The sequence below is a fragment of the Streptomyces pinistramenti genome, assembly GCF_020564935.1.
GTDB classification, from domain to species: domain Bacteria; phylum Actinomycetota; class Actinomycetes; order Streptomycetales; family Streptomycetaceae; genus Streptomyces; species Streptomyces pinistramenti.
The window spans coordinates 1-21,423 of the sequence record NZ_JAJCXB010000086.1; the positions used below are offsets into that span (position 1 = coordinate 1).

Sequence of the window (21,423 nt, forward strand, 5' to 3'; positions counted from 1 at the left end):
CCCCCCACGGCCGTTTCCCAAGCGGACGGAGCGGACGGGGTGGACGGCGCGCGCGGCGCGCCCTTGCGGGCCGAGGGCGACCGGCCGGTCCGGCCGGACCGGCACAAGCCCCGCCCCTCAGCCCCGCTGTCCCCGGCGGCCCTCGTCGTTCGCCGTCCCGTTGCCCGGCTTCTCCTCGGAGCGCGGCCCGAGGAGTTCGTCGGCGAGCGTCGGCAGATCGTCGAGCGGCGTCTCCTCCGCCCACTCCGGGCGGCGACGGGGACGCTGCTGCGGCGCTTCCACCGGGTGACCCGTCTCGGGGTCGATCTGCGGGAGTTCGCGGGTGCGCTCGGCGCCGGACTCGGCGGGCGCGGACGGCCGCCGTCCCGCCGCGCCGCGGCCACCGCCGGACGTGGCCGGCTCGTCCGCGCGGAACATCCACGACGGCACCCGGTCCGCCGGGTCACCGCCCCGGGAGCCGCGCTCGTCCCGCGCGCCCTCCTGGCCGCCGGCCGACACCGAGGGCAGGACGCTGGTCTCCTCGGAGTCCGAACCGAGGGCGGCACGCGGCAGGACGCTGGTCTCCTCGGAGTCCGAACCGAGGGCGGCACGCGGCAGCACCGTGGTCTCGTCGGCCGTCCCGGAGGCGTCCGTCCCCGGCCGCGGCAGCGAAGCCGTCCGCTCGCTGTCCGCAGCGGCACCGGAGGCCGACGACGATCCGGAGCCGGAGCCCGAACCGGACGAGGAACCGGACCCGCGCCCTCCGGACGATCCCGAGCCGCCGCCCGGAGCCCCCGGAGCGCCACCGGAACCCGTCGTGCCCGCGCCGCCGTTGCCGTTCTCCCCGTTACCGCCGTCCTCGGCCGTCCGCCTGCGCAGATCGGCGACCGGCGTCTCCGTGGTCGGCGCATCGGCGGCCGTGGTGGCCTCTGCGGCCGCCTTCGCCTCCGCCGCGGCAGCCTCCTCGGCCGCCGCGACCCGGGCCTGTTCGGCACGGAGCAGGGCTTCCTCGGCCTTGCGCTGCTTCTCCAGGCGGCGCTCCTCCGCCTCCGCGCGCAGCCGCGCCTCTTCCTCGGCCCGCTTGCGCAGCCGCTCCTGCTCCTCGGCGCGCGCCCGCTCCTCGGCCTCGCGTCGCTTGCGCTCCGCCTCCGCCGCCTGGCGGGCCTCCTCCGCGCGCTGCCGCGCCTCCTCGGCCTGGCGGGCGGCCTCGCGGGCCTTGGCCTCCTCCAGCTCGCGGCGCTTGCGCTCCTCTTCCTCGGCGCGCAGCTTGGCGAGCTGTTCCTGGCGCTCACGCTCCAGGCGCTCCTCCTCGGCCTTGCGCGCGGCCTCTTCCTCCGCCTTGCGCCTGGCCTCTTCCTCGGCGGCCTTACGGGCCTCCTCCTGCGCCTTGACCTCGGCGTCCGACAGCGGCAGCACCTGGTCGAGACGGTGCCTTACGACCGTGGTGACGGCCTCCGGGTCCTGGCCCGCGTCGACGACCAGGTAGCGCGCCGGGTCGGCGGCGGCCAGCGTCAGGAAACCGGCCCGCACCCGCTCGTGGAACTCGGCGGGCTCGGACTCCATCCGGTCCGGCGCCTCGGTGAAGCGTTCGCGGGCGGCCTCCGGCGAGACGTCGAGCAGCACGGTCAGGTGCGGCACGAGCCCGTCGGTGGCCCAGCGGGAGATCCGGGCGATCTCGGTGGGCGCGAGGTTGCGCCCGGCGCCCTGGTAGGCGACCGAGGAGTCGATGTACCGGTCGGTGATGACGATCGCGCCGCGCTCCAGGGCGGGCCGGATGACGCTGTCGACGTGCTCGGCGCGGTCCGCGGCGAACATCAGCGCCTCCGCGCGGTCCGAGAGCCCGGACGTCGAGACGTCCAGGATGATCGAACGCAGCCGCTTGCCGATGGCGGTGGCGCCCGGCTCGCGGGTCACCACGACCTCGTGGCCCTTGCCGCGGATCCACTCGGCGAGCGCCTCGACCTGGGTGGACTTGCCGGCCCCGTCGCCGCCCTCCAGGGCGATGAAGAATCCGGTGTCGGCCGGGGCCTGGTCCGGCTCGCCGCCGCGCAGCGCCTCGCGCAGGTCGCGCCGCAGCGGTACGCCGTGCCGGTCGTCGACCTTGCCGAGCACCCAGGCGGCGACCGGCAGCAGCAGCGCGCCGACCAGCATCAGCGTGAACGCGGCGCCGCCGTGGTCGAAGACGAAGGCGCCGTCCCCGACGCGGTGCGGCCCGATCACCGCGGCCAGCAGCGGCGCGACGATGACGGCCAGCGCCACGGCGGTCCGTACGACGGCGTGCAGATGCGCGGTCGTACGGGCGGCACGGGACTCTTCGGCCTCCTGCTCCAGCAGGACATGGCCGGTGTTGGCGGCGATCCCGGCGCTGACACCGGCGATCAGGGCCAGCAGCAGCACCGTGGTCGGGTCCGGCACAAGACCCATGGCCAGCAGCGCGAGGCCGGTCACGGCCACCGCCAGGGCCAGCAGCCGGCGCCGGGACAACGCCGGCAGCACCTTGCGGGCGCCGCGGATACCGGCCACCGGGCCGCCGGTCAGCACCAGCACCAGGAGCGCGAAGATGACCGGCCCGCCGACCAGGTCGTAGCCGTGCAGCACGGCCAGCGAGACGGCCGCGGCGACCGCGGCGGCGACCGCGGCGCAGGCGAGCACCAGCAGCGGGATCGCGCCGGTGCGCCCCTTGTCGATGCCGTTGCCGGTCTTGGGACGGCGCAGGCCCTCCAGAGGAGAGCGCGGACGCGGCGTCTGCCCACCGGGCAGCTCGATGAAGTAGAGGATCGATACGGAAGCGGCGAACAGTCCGGCCGCCACATAGGAGCCCAGGGCCACCTGGTGCACGTGGAACCACTCGATGCCCGTGCCCAGCAGCTTCCCGATGAGCGTGACGACCACCAGGGCGGCGGCCGCGATCGGCAGCGCGACGAAACTCGTCCGCAGCGACAGCCTGCGCAGCGCGTCCATGTTGTCGGGGAGCGGCCTGACGGCGGCGCCCTCCGGCGGCGGTGCGGGCAGCAGGCCGGGCGCCGCGCCCTCCCGCGCGACGGTCCAGAAGCGCTCGGCGACGCCGACCACGAAGACCGTGACCAGCAGCCAGGCGAGCGCGTCACCCCGGGTCCAGTCGATCCACAGGGGCGCGACGACCAGCAGCGCGACCCGGATGATGTCCGCGCCGATCATCGTCCAGCGCCGGTCGAGCGGCCCGGAAGGCGCGGTCAGCGCCGACAGCGGCCCCAGCAGGACCGCCCCGAAGAGCAGGGTCGCCAGCATCCTGGCGGCGAAGACGACGGTGACCGCCAGGGCAGCGCCCCGATAGCCACCGCCGAAGGCGGCCTCCCCTCCCAGGGGTACGTACAGCGCCGCCTGAAGGGCCAGCACTACCAGGACAAGCATGGACAGGGCATCGCCGATGCCCCCGACGAACTGGGCGCTCCACAACCGCTTCAGCGGGGGGAAGCGGAGCAGGGCTCGCACGGCGCGCTCGCGGGAATCCGCGGCAAGGGCGCCTGAAGTGGGGGTCACGACCGTTGGCTGCTCGGCACGCGTCATCCCGCCAGCCTATCGGCAGGGCGCACCGGAGCGGGCCCCGCCCGAACAAAGGGGCGGGCCCGGCAGAACTCCGTCCGCCTTGCCCGCCCTTGTCCCCTCCCGCACGGCGGCGGCGCGGCACCGGCCGCCCCGCCGCCCGCGGCTCAGTCCTCGCTCGACGCCGTCTTCGCCGCCGCGGCCTTCTTCGCCGGGGCCTTCTTGGCGGTCGTCTTCTTGGCCGTCGTCTTCTTCGCGGCGGTGGTCTTCTTCGCCGCGGTCTTCTTCGCGGCCGTCTTCTTGGCCGGGGCCTTCTTCGCCGGGGCCTTCTTGGCGGTCTTCTTCGCCGGCCCCTTGGCCCGCTTCTCCGCCAGCAGCTCGTAGCCGCGCTCCGGCGTGATCGTCTCGACGTCGTCGTCCCGGCGCAGCGTCGCGTTGGTCTCGCCGTCCGTGACGTACGCGCCGAACCTGCCGTCCTTGACCACCACCGGCTTCTCGCTGACCGGGTCGGTGCCCAGCTCCTTGAGCGGCGGCTTGGCGGCGGCCCGGCCGCGCTGCTTGGGCTGGGCGTAGATCGCCAGCGCCTCGTCGAGGGTGATCGAGAAGAGCTGCTCCTCGCTCTCCAGGGAGCGCGAGTCGGTGCCCTTCTTGAGGTACGGGCCGTAGCGGCCGTTCTGCGCGGTGATCTCCACGCCCTCGGCGTCCGCGCCGACGACCCGCGGCAGCGACATCAGCTTGAGCGCGTCCTGGAGGGTCACCGTGTCCAGGGACATCGACTTGAAGAGCGAGGCCGTCCGCGGCTTGACCGCGTTCTTGCCGGTCTTCGGGGTGCCCTCGGGCAGGATCTCGGTGACGTACGGGCCGTAGCGGCCGTCCTTGGCGACGATCTCATTGCCGCTGACCGGGTCCTTGCCCAGCTCGAAGTCGCCGCTGGGCTTGGCCAGCAGCTCCTCGGCCAGCTCCACGGTCAGCTCGTCGGGCGCCAGGTCGTCGGGGACGTCGGCGCGCTGATGGCCCTCGGCGTCCTTCTCCCCGCGCTCGACGTACGGGCCGTAGCGGCCGACCCGCAGCTTGATGTCGTCGCCGACCGGGAAGGACGAGATCTCCCGGGCGTCGATCGCGCCCAGGTCCGTGACCAGCTCCTTCAGCCCGCCGAGGTGGTCGCCGTCGCCGTTGCCCGCGTCGGAGGCGGCACCGACCGTGCTGTCGTCGGCGCCCTCACCGAAGTAGAAGCGCCGCAGCCACGGCACGGACTGCGCCTCGCCCCGGGCGATGCGGTCGAGGTCGCCCTCCATCCTGGCGGTGAAGTCGTAGTCGACGAGCCGGCCGAAGTGCTTCTCCAGGAGGTTGACCACCGCGAAGGAGAGGAACGACGGGACGAGCGCGGTGCCCTTCTTGAAGACGTAGCCGCGGTCGAGGATCGTGCCGATGATCGACGCGTACGTCGAAGGGCGGCCGATCTCGCGCTCTTCCAGCTCCTTGACCAGCGTGGCCTCGGTGTAGCGGGCCGGCGGCTTGGTGGCGTGCCCGTCCGCGGTGATCTCCCGGGCCGACAGCGCGTCGCCCTCGGCGACCTGCGGCAGCCGCCGCTCGCGGTCGTCCAGCTCGGCGTTCGGATCGTCTGCGCCTTCGACGTACGCCTTCATGAAGCCGTGGAAGGTGATGGTCTTGCCGGACGCGCTGAACTCGGCGTCCCGGCCGTCGGCGGCCCGGCCACCGATCTTGACCGTGACGGAGTTACCCGTCGCGTCCTTCATCTGAGAAGCGACGGTCCGCTTCCAGATCAGCTCGTAGAGCCTGAACTGGTCGCCGGTCAGGCCCGTTTCGGCCGGGGTGCGGAAGCGGTCGCCCGAGGGACGGATCGCTTCGTGCGCCTCCTGTGCGTTCTTGACCTTGCCTGCGTAGCTGCGCGGCTTCTCCGGCAGGTAGTTGGCGCCGTACAGCTGCGTCACCTGCGCGCGGGCCGCGGAGATCGCGGTGTCCGACAGCGTGGTGGAGTCCGTACGCATGTAAGTGATGAAGCCGTTTTCGTACAGCTTCTGCGCCACCTGCATCGTCGACTTGGCACCGAAGCCGAGCTTGCGGCTGGCCTCCTGCTGGAGGGTGGTCGTCCGGAACGGCGCGTACGGGGAGCGGCGGTACGGCTTGGACTCGACCGAGCGGACCGCGAAGTCGGTGTTCTCCAGGCCCGCCGCCAGCGCCCGCGCGTTCGCCTCGTCGAGGTGCAGCACGGCGTCGCTCTTGAGCCGGCCGTCCGAGCCGAAGTCCCGGCCCTGGGCGACCCGGCGGCCGTCGACGCTGGTCAGACGGGCGGTGAGGGTGGACGGGTCGGAAGCATCGCCGGCCCGGCCGGTGCCGAAGGTGCCGGTCAGATCCCAGTACTCGGCGGAGCGGAAGGCGATCCGCTCGCGCTCCCGCTCGACGACGAGCCGGGTGGCGACGGACTGCACACGGCCGGCCGACAGCCGGGGCATGACCTTCTTCCACAGGACCGGCGAGACCTCGTAGCCGTAGAGGCGGTCGAGGATCCGGCGGGTCTCCTGCGCGTCGACGAGCTTCTTGTTCAGCTCGCGCGGATGGGCCACGGCGTCCCGGATGGCGTCCTTGGTGATCTCGTGGAAGACCATCCGGTGGACCGGGACCTTGGGCTTGAGGATCTCCTGGAGGTGCCAGGCGATGGCCTCGCCCTCGCGGTCCTCATCGGTGGCGAGGAAGAGTTCGTCGGACTCGGCCAGCAGCTCCTTGAGCTTCTTTACCTGGTCCTTCTTGTCGCTGTTCACGACATAGATGGGCTGGAAGTCGGCGTCGACGTTCACGCCGAGGCGGGCCCACGGCTCGCCCTTGTACTTCGCCGGGACCTCTGCCGCGCCGTTGGGAAGGTCGCGGATGTGCCCGACACTGGCCTCGACCACATAGCCGGGGCCGAGATAGCCCTTGATCGTCTTCGCCTTGGCAGGCGACTCGACGATGACGAGTCGGCGGCCGCCGCCCTCTGCGGTCTCGCTGGTCGGGGACAACTTGCTCGTCTCTCCGGTCGACGCCTGGGGATCCCCCAGGCGAAAGCGCTGGAGGCGGACACTGCGGTGTCGCTTGACGCTGCGGAGTGTGACGGTACCTCCCGCCCCCGTGTCAAACGGAAAAACCCCGCAACGCCACTCGAACGGTAACCCGACTACATGCCTTCATGCCGCCCGGACCGCTCTCGGCGCCCGCCCCGGGGCTGCGACGATCACCGGGCACTCCCCTCCCCGCCCGCCTCCGGGCGCCGCGTTCCCCTCCCCCACGTCACAAGCGGGCTGCGGAACCCGTCTCGCCGTGATACTCGGCGGCGGGCGCTGGCAGGATGGGCCCGGCACGGCTCGCCGCTCGGGCCGGTCACTGCCGTCTCACGCACACTCGGGGGTCAGAACACTCATGGCGAACCAGTATCCCGGCCCGCCCCAGGACGAACCCGGCCAGAATCCGTACGCCACCCCGCAGCCCGGCGGCCCGGCCGACGCACCGGGCCGGCCCGCCGACGCCGGATACGGCTCCCCGCAGGGCGGCCGCCCCGGAGAACCCGGCTACGGCTACCCGCAGACCCCGCCGCAACAGCCCGGTTACGGATATCCGCAGGCCCCGGCGCAGCCCCCGCAACAGCCCGGCTACGGCTACCCCGGCGCACCCCAGCAGCCGACCGTGCCCCCGGCCGCACCGGCCTTCCCGCCGGGCACGCCGCCGCAGCCCGGCGGCGCCTTCCCGGTCGCGCAGCCCCAGATGGGCGGCGGCATGACGATGTCGATCGGCGATATCGCGGTGACCGGCGACACGATCATGACCCCGTCGGGCCCGATGCCTCTCAAGGGCGCCATCTGGACGGCCACCGACATGTCCCGCACCGAGGAGAAGATCCCCGCGCACGCGGTGGTGCTGGCCATCGTCTTCTTCCTCTTCTGCCTGCTCGGCCTCCTCTTCCTCCTCATGAAGGAACGCGTCACCACCGGCTTCGTGCAGGTCACGGTGAACAGCGGCGGGCGGCACCACTCCACGATGGTTCCGGTGCAGTCCCGCGAGCAGGTCATGTTCGTGCTCAACCAGGTCAATCACGCCCGTTCCCTGAGCGTGTGACCGCCACCGGCCCGATGACCGGCCACGGCCCCGAGCCCGCGCCGCCCGACGCCCCCGCCGTCCGGGCGCGCACCGTCCGCCTGGCCTGCCTCGCACTCGGCGCCGGCGCGGCGGGCGCCGGCTACCTCTGGCACACCAACCCGCACGAGCCAGGACATCTGCTGCCCGGCTGCCCCTTCCGGTGGCTGACCGGCCTGCTCTGTCCGCTCTGCGGCGGCACCCGCCTCGCGTACGACCTGCTGCACGGCGATGTCGTGGCGGCGTTCCACGACAACGCCGTGCTGCTCGCCCTCGGGCTGCCCACCGCCGCGTACGCCCTCGGGCGCTGGCTGCTCGCCGGGCTGCGCGGCCGCCGCTACCGGCTACGGCTCACACCCCGGAGCGGCGCCGTGGTGCTGGGCGTCGCCCTGGTGTGGACGGTCGGCCGCAACCTCGTCGGCTGAGCAGGCACGGCGGCGGGCCTGCGTCCCGTTCAGCTCACGGTGACCTTGACCACCGGCGAGACGGTGCTGTTCACCGCGGTCCTGAGCTGGTTCACGCCCTTGATGCCGAGCTTGACCCGCACCGAGTAGCTGCCGGTGGAGCTGACCGGCACCTGGGCGGGCAGCGAGACCCACTTGGTGCCCTGCTTCTGCTGGACGGTGACCTTGGAGCCGGCCTTGATGCCGTGCGCCGCACCGGCTATGCGGAACTCTTCCCAGGCATGGACCGACGCCACGCTGGCCTTGGCGGTGAGCGACGCCGTCGCCGGAGCGGTCGCCACCACGGGGGTGGGCGAGTGCAGCTGGGCGGGCGCGGCGAACGCGGCGGCCGAACCACCGGCGATGAGCGAAACGGCGATCACGCCGACGGCGGTCATACGGAGTGCTCGGTTCATGACTGTTCCTCACTGGCAGGCTGGGCTGACGGAACCGACCGGCACGGGTGACCGGCCTCACCGAGGAAAACGGTGCTTTTGCCGCCCCGGTTCCCTTTCGCCGGTCCGAACAGCCCGCTCCCCGACATCTGGCCGGATGTGAACACCCCGCCTGTCACTGCCCGTTGACCCGGTGCCGCATTCCCGCCAACCGTCCCGCCGGCACCCAGAGCCCCGCCCCGGATACACCCGGATCCTTCCCGGCGTCAGGCCCCCGCGGCCACCGGCTCCAGGAAGCCCTGCTCGACCAGCATCCGGATCGCGTCCGGCGTACGGTCACGCAGCAGGACCGGGTCCTCGCCGACGAGTTGGGCGATGGCGTCCAGAATCCGACCGGCGGGCAGCGAGCCGTCGCACACCCCGGCGAACCCGGCGCCGACCGTGTCCACCTTCGTGGCCCGGCGCATCCCGCGGTTCTGACGCAGCACCACGTGCTCCGGATCCTCCGCGCCCGGCAGCCCCACCTGCTCCTGCACCACCTCGCCCGCGAGCCGGAAATGCCCGGCCAGCAGCGCCGCGTCGTCCGTCCTGCGCAGATAGTCCTGCCGCTCGAAATGCCGCACGACGGTCTCGCCGAGCGGCTGCTCCACCGGATGCGGCCACTCCTCGACCGTGACGGACGGGTCGTCCGCACCGGACTTGCGCAGCGTGATCCAGCCAAAGCCGACGGCCCGGGTCCTGCGCGCCGCGAACTCGTCCAGCCAGGCGTCGTACCGCGCGGCGTACGCCTCCGGACCCGCCCGGTGGTCGCCGCCGTCCCGCAGCCACAGCTCGGCGTACTGCGTGACGTCCTGCACCTCACGCTGCACGATCCAGGCGTCGCAGCCGCGCGGCACCCACGAGCGCAGCCGGTCCTGCCACTCCTCGCCCTCCACATGCTGCCAATTGGCCAGCAGCTGGCAGTAGCCCCCGTCGTTCAGATGCGCCGCGGCCTGCTGGACCAGGGTGCGGCACAGGTCGTCGCCGCCCATCCCGCCGTCCCGGTACGTGAGCCGGGCGCCGGGAGAGATCACGAACGGCGGGTTGGACACGATCAGGTCGTACGTCCCCTCACCGACCGGCTCGAACAGCGACCCCTCGCGCAGCTCCGCGGGCCGCGCCCCGGAGAGCGCCAGCGTCAGCGCGGCGATCCGCAGCGCCCGGGGGTTGAGGTCCGTGGCCGTGACCTGGGTCGCGTGCTGGGCGGCGTGCAGCGCCTGGATGCCGGAGCCGGTACCCAGGTCGAGCGCCTTGCCGACCGGGGTGCGGGTGGTGATCCCGGCGAGCGTCGTGGACGCACCGCCGACGCCGAGCACCAGCTGCGAGCGGTCCACACCGCCGCCGCCCTGGATGCCGCCCGCGCCGCCGACCGCGCAGCCCAGGTCCGAGACGATCCACCAGTCCTGCCCTTCGGGACCGCTGTACGGGCGGACGTCGACGCTCGCGCGCACCTCGTCGCCGTCCTGGACGAGCCAGCCGTCGGTCAGGCAGTCGTCCACCGGCAGCACGGCCCGTGCGCGCGCCTGCGGCACCGGACGCTGCAACAGGAAGAGCCGCACCAGGGTTTCCAGCGGCCCGTCACCCCGGGTGGCGCGCAGCGCGGGCACGGTCTCGCTGCGCGCCAGCGCGGCGTAGGCGGGCGCGCCGAGCAGCTCCAGCAGGCCGTCGGCGGTGAAGGCCGCGGCGAGCAGCGCTTCCCGCAGCCGGTCGGTGCGGGCGCTGCTCTCGGGATCCTGGGCATCTGCGGTGGGGAGGTGCGTACTCACCGTTCCATTGTCAGCCCAACCACTGACAATCGACGACGGCCCGGCGCCGCACCCCTCTCGGGCGCGTCGCCGGGCCGTACACCGGTCCCCGGGAGGCGCGTTCCTGCCGCGCGCCGGCCGATGCCGTGGCCCGCGCGGCGGCGGAGTACCGGGGGCTCCCGTGACGCGGCGGCGCCAGGGAGCACCCGGTTCCGCCCTACGCCTTCTTGGAAGGCGCCGCGGACGGGGAGGAGGACGCGTTCTGGTTCTGGCAGCCCTTCTGGCCGGCCATGGCCTTGCCCACGTCGCCGGACTCCAGCTTCTTGAAGGCCGCCTCGCTCTGCTTGTTGAGCTTGTTGATGCCGTTGGAGAGATTCCGCAGGCCGTCGGCGAACTTCAGTTTGTCGCTGGTGTTGAGCGCGTCGACGTCCTTCTTCAGGCTCGCGTAGCCCTTGGAGAGCTCGTTGAGTTCCTTGACGGCGTTCTTCTGGGCCGCTTCGCCTCCGTCGCTCGGCGGGGCGCCCGCGCTGTTGAGGGACTTGGCCAGCGCCGCGTAGGCGTCGGAGATCTTCTGGAAGGCCGCGGAGTCGGTCTGCTGGACCTTCTTGGAGTCCGTGCTGCCGTCGTCGGCCGTCTGCATCGCAGCGTTGGCGTCCTGGATCTTCTTGAACTGTGCCTGCGCGGGGTCGCAGAACTTCTTCGCCCAGTCGTCGAGTTTCTTGCTGCTGTCGTCGCTGCACCCGGTCAGCGCGAGCATCAGTGCCGCACCGCCGGACAGTGCGGCCACAAGCTTCTTGTTCACCGGATCGGCCCCTTCCATGGCTCTCGGCCCCGGAACATACACGGCCAAAGGGCCTGCCCCGCGAGTCGGCCATCCCCCATGTCCTGCATTGCAGCCATTTGCACCAAGGGCCGCAGGGCCACCCGGCCCCGCACGACGACGGGTGGCCGGCGCATCCCCGACGCACCGGCCACCCGTCTGTTGAGCCGTCAAGCAGCCTTTCCGCTAGGAAGCGGCAACCGTCTCGGCCGGCTTGGCAGCCTTCTCGGAGTTGCTTTCGTCACCCACGGCGATTCCGCGCCTCTTGGAGACGTACACCGCACCGACGATGACCACGAGGGCGAGCGCCGCGACGCCGATCCGCACCCCGGTGTTCTTGTCTGCGCCGTAGCTGAACTTCACGACGGCCGGAGCGATCAGCAGTGCCACCAGGTTCATGACCTTCAGCAGCGGGTTGATCGCGGGGCCCGCGGTGTCCTTGAACGGGTCGCCCACGGTGTCGCCGATGACCGTCGCGGCATGCGCCTCGCTGCCCTTGCCGCCGAAGTTCCCGTCCTCGACGAGCTTCTTGGCGTTGTCCCAGGCGCCACCGGAGTTCGACAGGAACACCGCCATCAGGGTGCCCGCGCCGATCGCGCCCGCCAGGAACGAGCCGAGCGCGCCGACGCCGAGCGCGAAACCGACCGCGATCGGGGTGAGCACCGCAAGCAGCCCCGGGGTCGCCAGCTCGCGCAGCGCGTCCTTGGTGCAGATGTCGACGACCCGCCCGTACTCGGGCTGCTCGGTGTAGTCCATGATCCCGGGGTGCTCGCGGAACTGCCTGCGCACCTCGAAGACCACCGAACCGGCCGACCGGGACACCGCGCTGATGGCGAGACCCGAGAACAGGAAGACCACCGCAGCACCCAGGATCAGCCCCACCAGGTTGTTGGGCTGCGAGATGTCCAGGCTCAGCCCCATCCCGCTCGCGGCCTTGCCGACGTCCCGTACCGCGTTGGCAATCGCGTCCCGGTACGAGCCGAAGAGCGCGGCCGCCGCCAGCACCGCCGTCGCGATGGCGATGCCCTTGGTGATGGCCTTGGTGGTGTTGCCGACCGCGTCCAGGTCGGTGAGCACCTGCGCGCCGTCGCCGGTGACGTCGCCGGACATCTCCGCGATGCCCTGCGCGTTGTCGGAGACCGGACCGAATGTGTCCATCGCCACGATCACCCCGACCGTGGTGAGCAGTCCGGTACCGGCCAGCGCCACCGCGAACAGCGCCAGCATGATGGACGCGCCGCCCAGCAGGAATGCCCCGTAGACGGCCAGCGCGATCAGCACCGCCGAATAGACCGCCGACTCCAGGCCGATGGAGATCCCGGAGAGGACGACGGTGGCGGGGCCGGTGAGCGAGGTCTTGCCGATGTCCTGCACCGGCCGCCGGCTGGTCTCCGTGAAGTAGCCGGTCAGCTGCTGGATCAGCGCGGCGAGCACGATGCCGATGGCGACCGCCACCAGCGCGAGGACCCGCGGATCGCCGTCCCGGGCAAGGATCGCGGTGTCGGTGACGCCGGCCAGACCCCGGTACGTGGACGGCAGATAGGTGAACACCGCTACGGCCACCAGGACCAGCGAGATTCCGGCGGAGACGAAGAAGCCGCGGTTGATGGCCGTCATCCCGCTGCGGTCGGAGCGGCGGGGCGCCACGACGAAGATCCCGATCATCGCGGTGAGCACACCGATCGCCGGGACCAGCAGCGGGAACGCCAGCCCGGCGTTGCCGAAGGCCGCCGTGCCGAGGATGAGCGCGGCGACCAGCGTCACCGCGTACGACTCGAACAGGTCGGCCGCCATACCGGCGCAGTCGCCGACGTTGTCGCCCACGTTGTCCGCGATGGTCGCCGCGTTGCGCGGGTCGTCCTCGGGGATGCCCTGCTCGACCTTGCCGACGAGGTCGGCGCCCACGTCGGCGGCCTTGGTGAAGATGCCGCCGCCGACCCTCATGAACATCGCGATCAGCGCGGCACCCAGACCGAAGCCCTCCAGCACCTTGGGCGCATCGACCGCGTACACGAGCACCACGCAGGACGCGCCGAGCAGGCCGAGCCCCACGGTGAACATGCCGACGACGCCGCCGGTACGGAAGGCGATCTTCATGGCCTTGTGCGAGACGGCCGTCAGATCCCTTTCCCTGGTATCACCTTCGTCCGGAGTCGCTTCCCGGGCGGCAGCAGCCACCCGCACATTGCTGCGTACGGCGAGCCACATGCCGATATAGCCGGTGGCCGCGGAGAATCCGGCGCCGATCAAGAAAAACCCACTGCGGCCCGCGCGCTGCGTCCAATTGTCCGCAGGCAGCAGCATGAGCAGGAAGAACACCACGACGGCGAATACGCCCAGGGTGCGCAACTGCCGTGCAAGGTAGGCATTTGCGCCTTCCTGCACCGCACCCGCGATCTTCTTCATACTGTCGGTTCCCTCACCGGCCGCGAGCACCTGACGCACCAGGACCGCCGCGACAGCCAGTGCCGCCAGTGCGACGACGGCGATCACCAGCACGATGCTGCGGTTACCTGTCGTCAGTGACGGCCCGGCGAGAAGAGAGGGGGTGTCCAGCAACTGAGGGGTGTAAGGCCCCGCCATTCGTCCTCCTTGACGTTTGGCACATGGGCGCGCGGAAGCACGCTCAGGCGACCTGAGCAAGATGTGGACGGATTGTAGGGAGCCGCACGGCATCAAAACAGTGCGCCTGAAACGGAATTCGCCCACGGCCAGGAAGATCAAAAGGCCGACGGCCGAAGAATTAGCTCGGACGAAGGAATGCAACGAATTCGCTGACCTCTGACCGATGATCTCAGTGTCCTACTGAACGCCGCTGCTCACGCACCCCGCACGGCATACCGCGACGACCACGAACGAAGGCACCCGCGCTCCCCGCGCAACCGCCGAACGAGTACCGCGCAGACATCGCCCGCCCTGTGACCACCCGTCAGATCGAGTCCTGATCGGAACACAGGAAGGCGCCCCGACGGGCCACGCGCAGCCGCGCCCGAACGCTGGAACGGCGAAGGCCCACGCGAGAGACCGGCGGGCCACGGGCCTCGGCCCAGCCTCCGGATCACCGCGCGCAGGCTTACACGAATGGCTTGATCACGATTGGTGCGGACGGGGCCGCCGCGGCCGTCACTTGTCCGCCCCGCCCACACGTCACGGGCCTGGAGGAACCTCGGAGACCGCCGCGCATCCGGGGTCGCCCACGGAACGGGCCGCGAAAGGCCGTATTCGGCACGCCGGACCCGACGAACAACCGGGATGCGGCCCGGCCGCCGGCGCGCTCTAAGGCACGGCGGGAGCCGCCGCCGTGGGCCAGCTCATGCGGATGAGGCCGCCGTTCTCTCCCGAGCTGACCTCGACATCGTCGACGAGTCCGCTGATCACCGCGAGGCCCATCTCGTCCTCGCCCTCGGCGTCGCCGCTCTCCGGCACGCCGTCGGAGCCGACCACCGGGCTTCCGGGGCCGCCGGGCACCTCGTCGCCCACCTCGATCGCGAACTTCTTCTCGTCCTCGATCAGCGCGACATGCACCGGCGCCTCGATGCCATGGCTCACGTGCAGGCCGACGGCCCGGCTGCACGCCTCACCGACGGCGAGCCGCACCTCGTCCAGCACGGCCTCGTCCACCCCGGCACGCCTCGCCACGGCAGCCGCTACCAGGCGCGCGGTCCGAACGTGTTCGGGAAGGGCGCTGAAGCGAAGTTCGACGGTGGCCATGCCATCCCCCTCGGTATGCGGACGTGCAACGCAGGGGGCCGGACCGCTACGTCCGGATCCCCCCACAACTCCCTCCCCGCACCGGAGTGCGGGGCACCGCGAAGCCGTCAGTCGGTTGCTGCGACGGCTTCGTCGACCGAGGTGTGAATCGGGAACACCTTGGTCAGTCCGGTGATACGGAAGATCTTGAGAATGCGCTCCTGGTTGCAGACCAGGCGCAGCGAGCCTTCGTGGGCACGCACACGCTTGAGCCCACCCACCAGCACGCCGAGCCCGGTGGAGTCCAGGAAGTCGACACGCTCCATGTCCACCACGAGGTGGTAGCTGCCGTCGTTCACAAGCTCGACCAGCTGCTCCCGCAGCTTGGGCGCGGTGTATACATCAATCTCGCCACCGACCTCGACGACCGTACGGTCGCCAACGGTCCGGGTCGACAGGGACAGGTCCACGGATCCTCCAGCACCTTGCTATCGAGCGGTCGCCCCCCTGGGGCCTCCCCACCGAAGGTAGGGGACGGATCGGCAGCCGCGATGGCATTCAATCACTTACCAGCAGGCGTGCACGACGCCCTTTCAGCATTGTCCGTCACACCGGTGACAGACTCGGTGCCGATGGCCTCCAATCGACTCCCGACGGATGCGGGCGCAAACCCCTCCCCCGGCATCATTCTCGACCGTCTCGCCAGGGGCGCGACCCGCGCTGCACGCATCACTCATACGGAGCACCTGCCCCCGCGCATCGGCAGCCATGCCGACTGGCCGGAACAGATCAGGCCGGAAGTGATCGCCGCGATCCGTGCCGCCGGAATCGAGCGCCCATGGTCCCACCAGGCCAAGACGTCCGAACACGCGCTGCGCGGCGATTCGGTCGTCGTCGCCACCGGGACCGCATCCGGCAAGTCCCTGGCCTACCTGGCTCCGGTCCTGTCCACCCTCCTGGACGGCTCCGAGCCGGCGCCGACGGGGCAACTCCCCCGGGACCGTGGCGGGCTGCGAACGGGCGGGCGGGGGGCCACGGCGCTGTATCTGGCGCCCACGAAGGCGCTGGCCGCCGACCAGCGCCGGGCCGTACGCGAGCTGGCAGCCCCGCTCGGCACGGCGTTCAGGCCCGCGGTCTACGACGGCGACACCCCCGTCGAGGAACGCGAATGGGTACGCCAGTACGCCAACTACGTCCTGACCAACCCGGACATGCTGCACCGCGGCATCCTCCCGTCCCACCCCCGCTGGGCCTCCTTCCTGCGCGCGCTGCGCTACGTCGTGATCGATGAATGCCACTCCTACCGCGGGGTCTTCGGCTCCCACGTGGCCCAGGTCATCCGCCGGCTGCGCCGCATCTGCGCCCGCTACGGCTCCGAGCCGGTCTTCCTCCTCGCCTCCGCCACCGCCGCCGAACCGGCCGCGGCAGCAGGCCGGCTGACCGGCCTGCCCGTGGTGGAGATCACGGAGGACTCCTCGCCGCGCGGCGAGGTCGTCTTCGCCCTGTGGGAACCGCCGCTGACGGACCTGCACGGCGAACAGGGCGCACCGGTCCGCCGCACCGCCACCGCGGAGACCGCCGACCTCCTGACCGACCTCGCGGTCCAGGGCGTACGGACCGTCGCCTTCGTCCGTTCCCGGCGCGGCGCCGAACTGATCGCGCTGATCGCTCAGGAACGGCTCGCGGAGGTGGACCGTTCGCTGCCGTCCCGGGTCGCCGCCTACCGGGGCGGCTACCTGCCGGAGGAGCGGCGCGCCCTGGAACGCGCGCTGCACAGCGGTGACCTGCTCGGACTCGCCGCCACCACCGCGCTGGAACTCGGCGTGGACGTCTCCGGCCTGGATGCCGTCGTCATCGCCGGCTATCCGGGCACCCGCGCCTCGCTCTGGCAACAGGCAGGCCGGGCGGGCCGCTCGGGGCAGGGCGCGCTCGCGATCCTCGTGGCCCGCGACGATCCTCTGGACACGTATCTCGTCCACCACCCCGAAGCCCTCTTCGACCAGCCCGTCGAATCGACCGTCCTGGATCCCGACAACCCGTACGTCCTGGCCCCGCACCTGTGCGCCGCCGCCTCCGAACTTCCGCTCACCGAAGCGGACTTCCCGCTCTTCGGGCCGACGACCGCCGGTCTGCTGCCCCAGCTGGAGGCCGCGAACCTGCTGCGCCGGCGCGCCACCGCGTGGCACTGGACCCGCCGCGAGCGCGCCTGCGACCTCACCGACATCCGGGGCCAGGGCGGCTCGCCGGTGCAGATCGTCGAGACCGGCACCGGGCGCCTGTTGGGCACGGTGGACGCGGCCGCCGCGCACACCACCGTCCACGAGGGCGCGGTCCACCTCCATCAGGGGCGTACGTATGTCGTCGAACGGTTCGACCTGGCGGACGACGTCGCCCTCGTCTCCGAGGCCAACCCGCCCTATTCCACGACGGCCCGCGACACCACCGCCATCTCCCTCCTCGAAACCGAGACCGAAGTCCCTTGGGGAGACGCGCGGTTGTGCTTCGGCTCGGTCGAAGTGACCAACCAGGTCGTGTCCTTCCTCCGCCGGAAACTGATCTCCGGCGAGGTCCTGGGAGAGACCAAACTGGACCTCCCGCCCCGCACGTTGCGCACCAGGGCGGTGTGGTGGACGGTCACCGAGGATCAGCTCGACGCCGCACGCGTCAACCCCGAACAGCTCGGCGGTGCCCTGCACGCCGCCGAACACGCCTCGATCGGCCTGCTGCCGCTCTTCGCCACCTGCGACCGCTGGGACATCGGCGGCGTGTCCATCCCTCTGCATCCGGACACCCTGCTCCCCACGGTCTTCGTGTACGACGGCCATCCCGGGGGCGCGGGCTTCGCCGAACGCGCCTTCCACACCGCCGCGGAATGGCTCACCGCCACCCGCCACGCCATCGCCTCCTGTGAGTGCGAAGCCGGCTGCCCGTCCTGCATCCAGTCCCCGAAGTGCGGCAACGGCAACGATCCGCTCCACAAACGCGGCGCCATCCGCCTGCTCACCGAACTCCTCCGCGGGGCACCCGAGAACGCCTGAGCAACGCGGTCGGCCTCGGCTTCCCGTGGCCCGTCGGCCCGCCTCGTGGGCTGCGTCTCCCCGCCGGCCGAGGCGGCGGCCGGCGGCCCGGCCCGGGACCGTACCCGGGCGGTGAACGGCCGGCCGCCCGCCTCGGCCGATACGTCGGCGACCGCGGCGTGCAGCGCGCACCGCACCAAGCGGGTGTGCTGGGCGACGGCGACCCGTCGCGCAGCCGCGCACGCCACTCGTGGCCCCCGGTCGGCACGGTCGGCCGCGGCCAGCGCCGCCAGGTCCGCCGCGCCGCCCGCCCGGTGGCGTGCCACGACGATCTGCCCCACGGCGATCAAGGCAGCGAAGACCACGCACAGGGCCGCGGCGGCAAAGACCGTCCACACCGTTGCCGACCCTGCGTCGCCACACCGGCGCTTCCGCCGCGTACGCCCGCCGCAGCGCCGCCTCCTCCCGACCGCACCGTCGCCACCACGCCGCTGTCCCACGGCCTCGTCACCGCACCGTCTCTTCGGCAAGTGCCACCGCCTCTCCGCCGACGTGCAGCGTCAGTTGGCCGATCCCCGGCAAATCCGACTCGACGCGCACGCGCACCAGGTCCCCGTCGCGCGCGAGCGCCACCCGCGCGCCCGTTGGCGCCGCCCCGCGCGCCGCCCGCAGCGCCGCCGACCGCGGCTCGGATCGCGCCGCGGCCCGTGCACCGGCCCGCGCCGCGTCCACGCACTCGATACGGGCACAGGCCGCCATCAGCCCCCAGATGAGCACCATCGCGACCAGCATCAGCACCGGCATCACCAGGGCGGCCTCGGCCGTCACGAACCCCGCATCACGTCCGGCACGCCGCCGGCACCGTTCTCCCCGGCCGGTTCCGCCGGGGTCACCGGGCGTGCCTGACCGGAAGGAGCCGCAGGACGTCCGGGGACGCGCGGCGGGACCGCGCCCCTCCTCCGCCTCACGCGCCGCACCACTCCCCGAGTCGGCCACCGCCCCGGCTCCGCACCCGGTCCCCGTATCCGTACGCCTGCCCCGGCACGCGTCCGCACGTCCACCAGCGCCCCCACGTGCACCGGCACAGACGCATCCGCCGTTCCCCGCCCTGGTATCGACACCGGCACCGGTACCAACTCCGGCACCACGAGGCCCATGGGCCCCCAAGGTGCCGAAGTCCCGGCGCTGCTCGACGACCCGTAAGCCCCTGCCCCGTAAGTACCTGCATGACCCGCTCCCTACCGCTCCCTTGGCCCTCTTCGTCCTCGCGCACGCACGCCCGCGCCGCCTTTTCCCCGCTCGCCGTCCGGCGTCCGGACGGCCGTCAGAACTGCACATCGACCGCCCTCTCGATCACCGACCGGAGCGCCGCCTGGACCGTCGCGCTGGTCACGGCCTTGTAGAGCACCGCGGCGAACGCACACGCGGCGAGCGTGCCCACCGCGTACTCCGCCGTGGTCATCCCCCGGTCCCGCGCACCACGCGCCGCCTCACGCCACCGTCGAAACATCGCCATCCCCCTTGAATTCGCTTCATGAACAGTCGAGTTGCCGACCAGGTCCGATCGTTGACCGAGGCCGGATACGCCCGGCACGGGCCACGGCGCCGGGACCGGACACCGGTCCCCACCCCGCCGCAGCCACAACAGGGCACGTCATTCGTGGCCCAGCAGCCCGCTCGCCAGGCCGAACAGCACGGGCGCCACCCCGAGCGTCAGGAACGCCGGCAGGAAGCACGCGGCCAGCGGCAGCGTCACCAGAACCCCCGCCCGCCGTGCCCGGCCCGCCGCGGCTCGGCCCCACTCCGCGCGCAGTTCGGCGGCGATACGGGACACCGCGTCCACCGCCGGCACCCCGGATATCCCGGCCCGCTCCATGCATCGCGCCAGTTCCGCGGCCCCCGGAAGCGCCGCCAATCTCGGCCAGACATTGGCCGGTTCACCACCCAGTCGCAGTTCCGCCGCGACCTGGCGCAACCGTTCGCCGACGATCCCGCCCAGCGACCGCCCCACCGCCTCGGCCGACTCGCGCGGCCCGGCGCCCGCCGCGAGACAGGCCGCCAGGAGATCGCCTGCCGGCGCCAACTCCTCACGCACCGCGGCCTGTGCCCGCCGCTCCGTCTCCGTGGCGCGTTGCCTACGGCGCCAGAGATACGCGCCGTACGCCGCCACCGGCCCTGCCACGACACCGGCCGTTCCGCCGACGAGAATGGCCACGAATCCCGCCACCCCCAACGGCCCCAGCCACTCCTTCACCCTGCCGCTCAGCCGAAGACCGCCGCGCCGCCGCCCGCTCTCCGCGCCGCTCCGCCCTCTCCCCGTACCGATGCCCCGGACCGCGGGGCTTCGGCCCAGCACCGCCGCCGCCCTCCTGCGTACCCGCCTCCGCCTGTGCGTCTCCAGGAGCGGTGAACGCGCGCACCACACCGCGCTCACCACCACTACGGCCACACCCGCCATCCCCAGCCTGTGGACAACTTCCGGACTCATGCCCTGCTCACCTCCCCGCCGCTCCACGTCCACGTCTCATCCGCGCGGCGCCCCTTCCGTTCCGGCTCCGCCCGGCCCGCGGAGACCGGCGGCAGGGCATCGGCGACGATCCGGGACGTCCAGGCCACCCCGGCCCACTCCAGGAGCCCACCGCTCACCAGGCACACCCAGCCGACCGGGGTGTGCAGCAGCACCCGGAGCGGGTCCGCACCGAGGGCGCTGCCCATCAGGAACCCGCATACGGGCAGCAGCGAGAGCATCAGCGCCGTGGCACGCGGGCCCGCCAACTGCGCCCGCACTTCCTCCCGTTGGTCGCGCTGGGCGCGAAGGCCGGCCGCGATCCGTTCCAGGCCCGAGGCCAGCCCGGCCCCGCCCTCCACCGCGACCTGCCAGCACGCCGCCACCCCGCCCAGCCCGCCGGCTCCCGGCAGGCGCGCTGCCGCCCGCAGAGCCCGGGGCACGTCCCCGCCGTACCGCGCGGCCGCCATGACGGCCGACCCCGCTTCGCCCAGCCCGGACGCCCCTGCCGCCAGCAGTGCCTGGGCCGGCTGACGCCCGGCTCGCAGCTCGCCTGCGGCCGCCGCACACAGCCCGATCACCTCCGCCGCCCGCCGGTCACGCGCCCGCTCCGCGCCGCGGGCACGAAGCCATCTGCGGACCACGAACACCGCTGCCATGGAGGCGAGCACCGGCAGCACCGAGCCCCCTAGCACGCCGATCACCAGCCCCGCCGGCAGGCACCACACCTCACGCCCGACGGACAGCCGCGGGCCGATCCGCCATCGCCGCCCCGAGGCTCCGTCGGCGCCCTCCACGACGGTGACGACACCTGCGAAGCGCCCCCGAAGCCCGGCCCCCAACCCGCCCCGCCACCACGCCACGCGCCGAGCCGCCACCGCGGCTGCCACCGGGTCCGCGCCTCCCGCGAACATCTCCCGGGCCCGTCGCCCCGAGTCGTCCCGTCCGCCGCCCGCCAGCCAGCCCGCGGCCCCCGCACAGAACACCGCCACCCCCGTGGCCACGGATCCACCCTCCGGCCCCCACACCGACCACATCTGCGTCACCCCGTCACCCTCATCGCCACACGCCATACGCCCACCTCGGGCGCCCCTACCGCCGACGCCCTCATCCGCCCTCCGGCGGGTAGGCCGGAGCGGGGG

The 21,423-nt window shown here is 72.5% G+C and carries 15 protein-coding genes and 1 pseudogene; 3 read left to right on the forward strand and 13 right to left on the reverse strand.

What is annotated here, in order from left to right; genetic code table 11:
• Positions 1 to 117: 117 nt before the first annotated feature.
• Positions 118 to 3,525, reverse strand: a complete 3,408-nt coding sequence (tmk, locus tag LIU39_RS32555; RefSeq protein WP_227050558.1) for a dTMP kinase — start codon at positions 3,523 to 3,525, stop codon at positions 118 to 120.
• Positions 3,526 to 3,668: 143 nt separating this feature from the next.
• On the reverse strand, positions 3,669 to 6,518 hold the full coding sequence (gene topA, locus LIU39_RS32560; RefSeq protein ID WP_227050559.1) for a type I DNA topoisomerase: 2,850 nt from the start codon (positions 6,516 to 6,518) through the stop codon (positions 3,669 to 3,671).
• Positions 6,519 to 6,915: 397 nt separating this feature from the next.
• On the opposite strand from topA, the gene LIU39_RS32565 reads away from it, so the two are divergent.
• Positions 6,916 to 7,608, forward strand: coding sequence for a hypothetical protein (locus LIU39_RS32565; protein WP_227050560.1), 693 nt, complete (start codon positions 6,916 to 6,918; stop codon positions 7,606 to 7,608).
• Positions 7,609 to 7,622: 14 nt separating this feature from the next.
• Positions 7,623 to 8,051, forward strand: a complete 429-nt coding sequence (locus tag LIU39_RS32570) for a DUF2752 domain-containing protein (RefSeq protein ID WP_227050571.1) — start codon at positions 7,623 to 7,625, stop codon at positions 8,049 to 8,051.
• Positions 8,052 to 8,080: 29 nt separating this feature from the next.
• Here the strand turns inward: LIU39_RS32570 and LIU39_RS32575 are convergent, their stop codons facing one another.
• From LIU39_RS32575 to bldG, 6 genes are all read right to left on the reverse strand, one after another.
• Positions 8,081 to 8,485, reverse strand: coding sequence for a hypothetical protein (locus LIU39_RS32575; protein ID WP_227050561.1), 405 nt, complete (start codon positions 8,483 to 8,485; stop codon positions 8,081 to 8,083).
• 245 nt (positions 8,486 to 8,730) lie between these two features.
• Positions 8,731 to 10,269 (reverse strand): DUF7059 domain-containing protein, encoded by a 1,539-nt coding sequence (locus LIU39_RS32580; protein WP_227050562.1) that lies wholly within the window; start codon positions 10,267 to 10,269, stop codon positions 8,731 to 8,733.
• Positions 10,270 to 10,465: 196 nt separating this feature from the next.
• Positions 10,466 to 11,050, reverse strand: coding sequence for a small secreted protein (locus LIU39_RS32585; protein WP_227050563.1), 585 nt, complete (start codon positions 11,048 to 11,050; stop codon positions 10,466 to 10,468).
• Positions 11,051 to 11,254: 204 nt separating this feature from the next.
• Complete coding sequence (locus tag LIU39_RS32590; RefSeq protein WP_227050564.1) at positions 11,255 to 13,651, reverse strand: sodium-translocating pyrophosphatase; 2,397 nt, start codon at positions 13,649 to 13,651, stop codon at positions 11,255 to 11,257.
• Between the two features lie 693 nt (positions 13,652 to 14,344).
• Entirely contained in the window at positions 14,345 to 14,779 is a 435-nt protein-coding gene (locus LIU39_RS32595; protein ID WP_227050565.1) for an ATP-binding protein, read from the reverse strand.
• 107 nt (positions 14,780 to 14,886) lie between these two features.
• Positions 14,887 to 15,228: an anti-sigma factor antagonist BldG gene (gene bldG / locus LIU39_RS32600; protein ID WP_004571875.1), complete on the reverse strand. Its 342-nt coding sequence runs from the start codon at positions 15,226 to 15,228 to the stop codon at positions 14,887 to 14,889.
• Between the two features lie 81 nt (positions 15,229 to 15,309).
• Here bldG and sftH point away from each other — a divergent pair, with 81 nt between their 5' ends.
• Positions 15,310 to 17,796, forward strand: coding sequence for a DEAD/DEAH box helicase (gene sftH, locus LIU39_RS32605; RefSeq protein ID WP_227050566.1), 2,487 nt, complete (start codon positions 15,310 to 15,312; stop codon positions 17,794 to 17,796).
• Positions 17,797 to 17,939: 143 nt separating this feature from the next.
• On the opposite strand, the pseudogene LIU39_RS32610 reads toward sftH, so the two are convergent.
• From LIU39_RS32610 to LIU39_RS32635, 5 genes and pseudogenes are all read right to left on the reverse strand, one after another.
• Positions 17,940 to 18,275: pseudogene (locus LIU39_RS32610) on the reverse strand (Rv3654c family TadE-like protein); the annotation flags it as partial.
• Between the two features lie 7 nt (positions 18,276 to 18,282).
• Complete coding sequence (locus LIU39_RS32615; RefSeq protein ID WP_372464130.1) at positions 18,283 to 18,579, reverse strand: TadE family type IV pilus minor pilin; 297 nt, start codon at positions 18,577 to 18,579, stop codon at positions 18,283 to 18,285.
• A 520-nt stretch (positions 18,580 to 19,099) separates the two neighbouring features.
• Positions 19,100 to 19,291: a DUF4244 domain-containing protein gene (locus LIU39_RS32625; RefSeq protein ID WP_372464129.1), complete on the reverse strand. Its 192-nt coding sequence runs from the start codon at positions 19,289 to 19,291 to the stop codon at positions 19,100 to 19,102.
• Between the two features lie 138 nt (positions 19,292 to 19,429).
• A complete protein-coding gene (locus tag LIU39_RS32630) occupies positions 19,430 to 20,263 on the reverse strand; it encodes a type II secretion system F family protein (protein WP_227050569.1) in 834 nt (277 codons plus the stop codon).
• Entirely contained in the window at positions 20,260 to 21,318 is a 1,059-nt protein-coding gene (locus LIU39_RS32635; protein WP_264483506.1) for a type II secretion system F family protein, read from the reverse strand. Before LIU39_RS32635 ends, LIU39_RS32630 begins: the two co-directional genes overlap by 4 nt.
• Positions 21,319 to 21,423 lie beyond the last annotated feature (105 nt).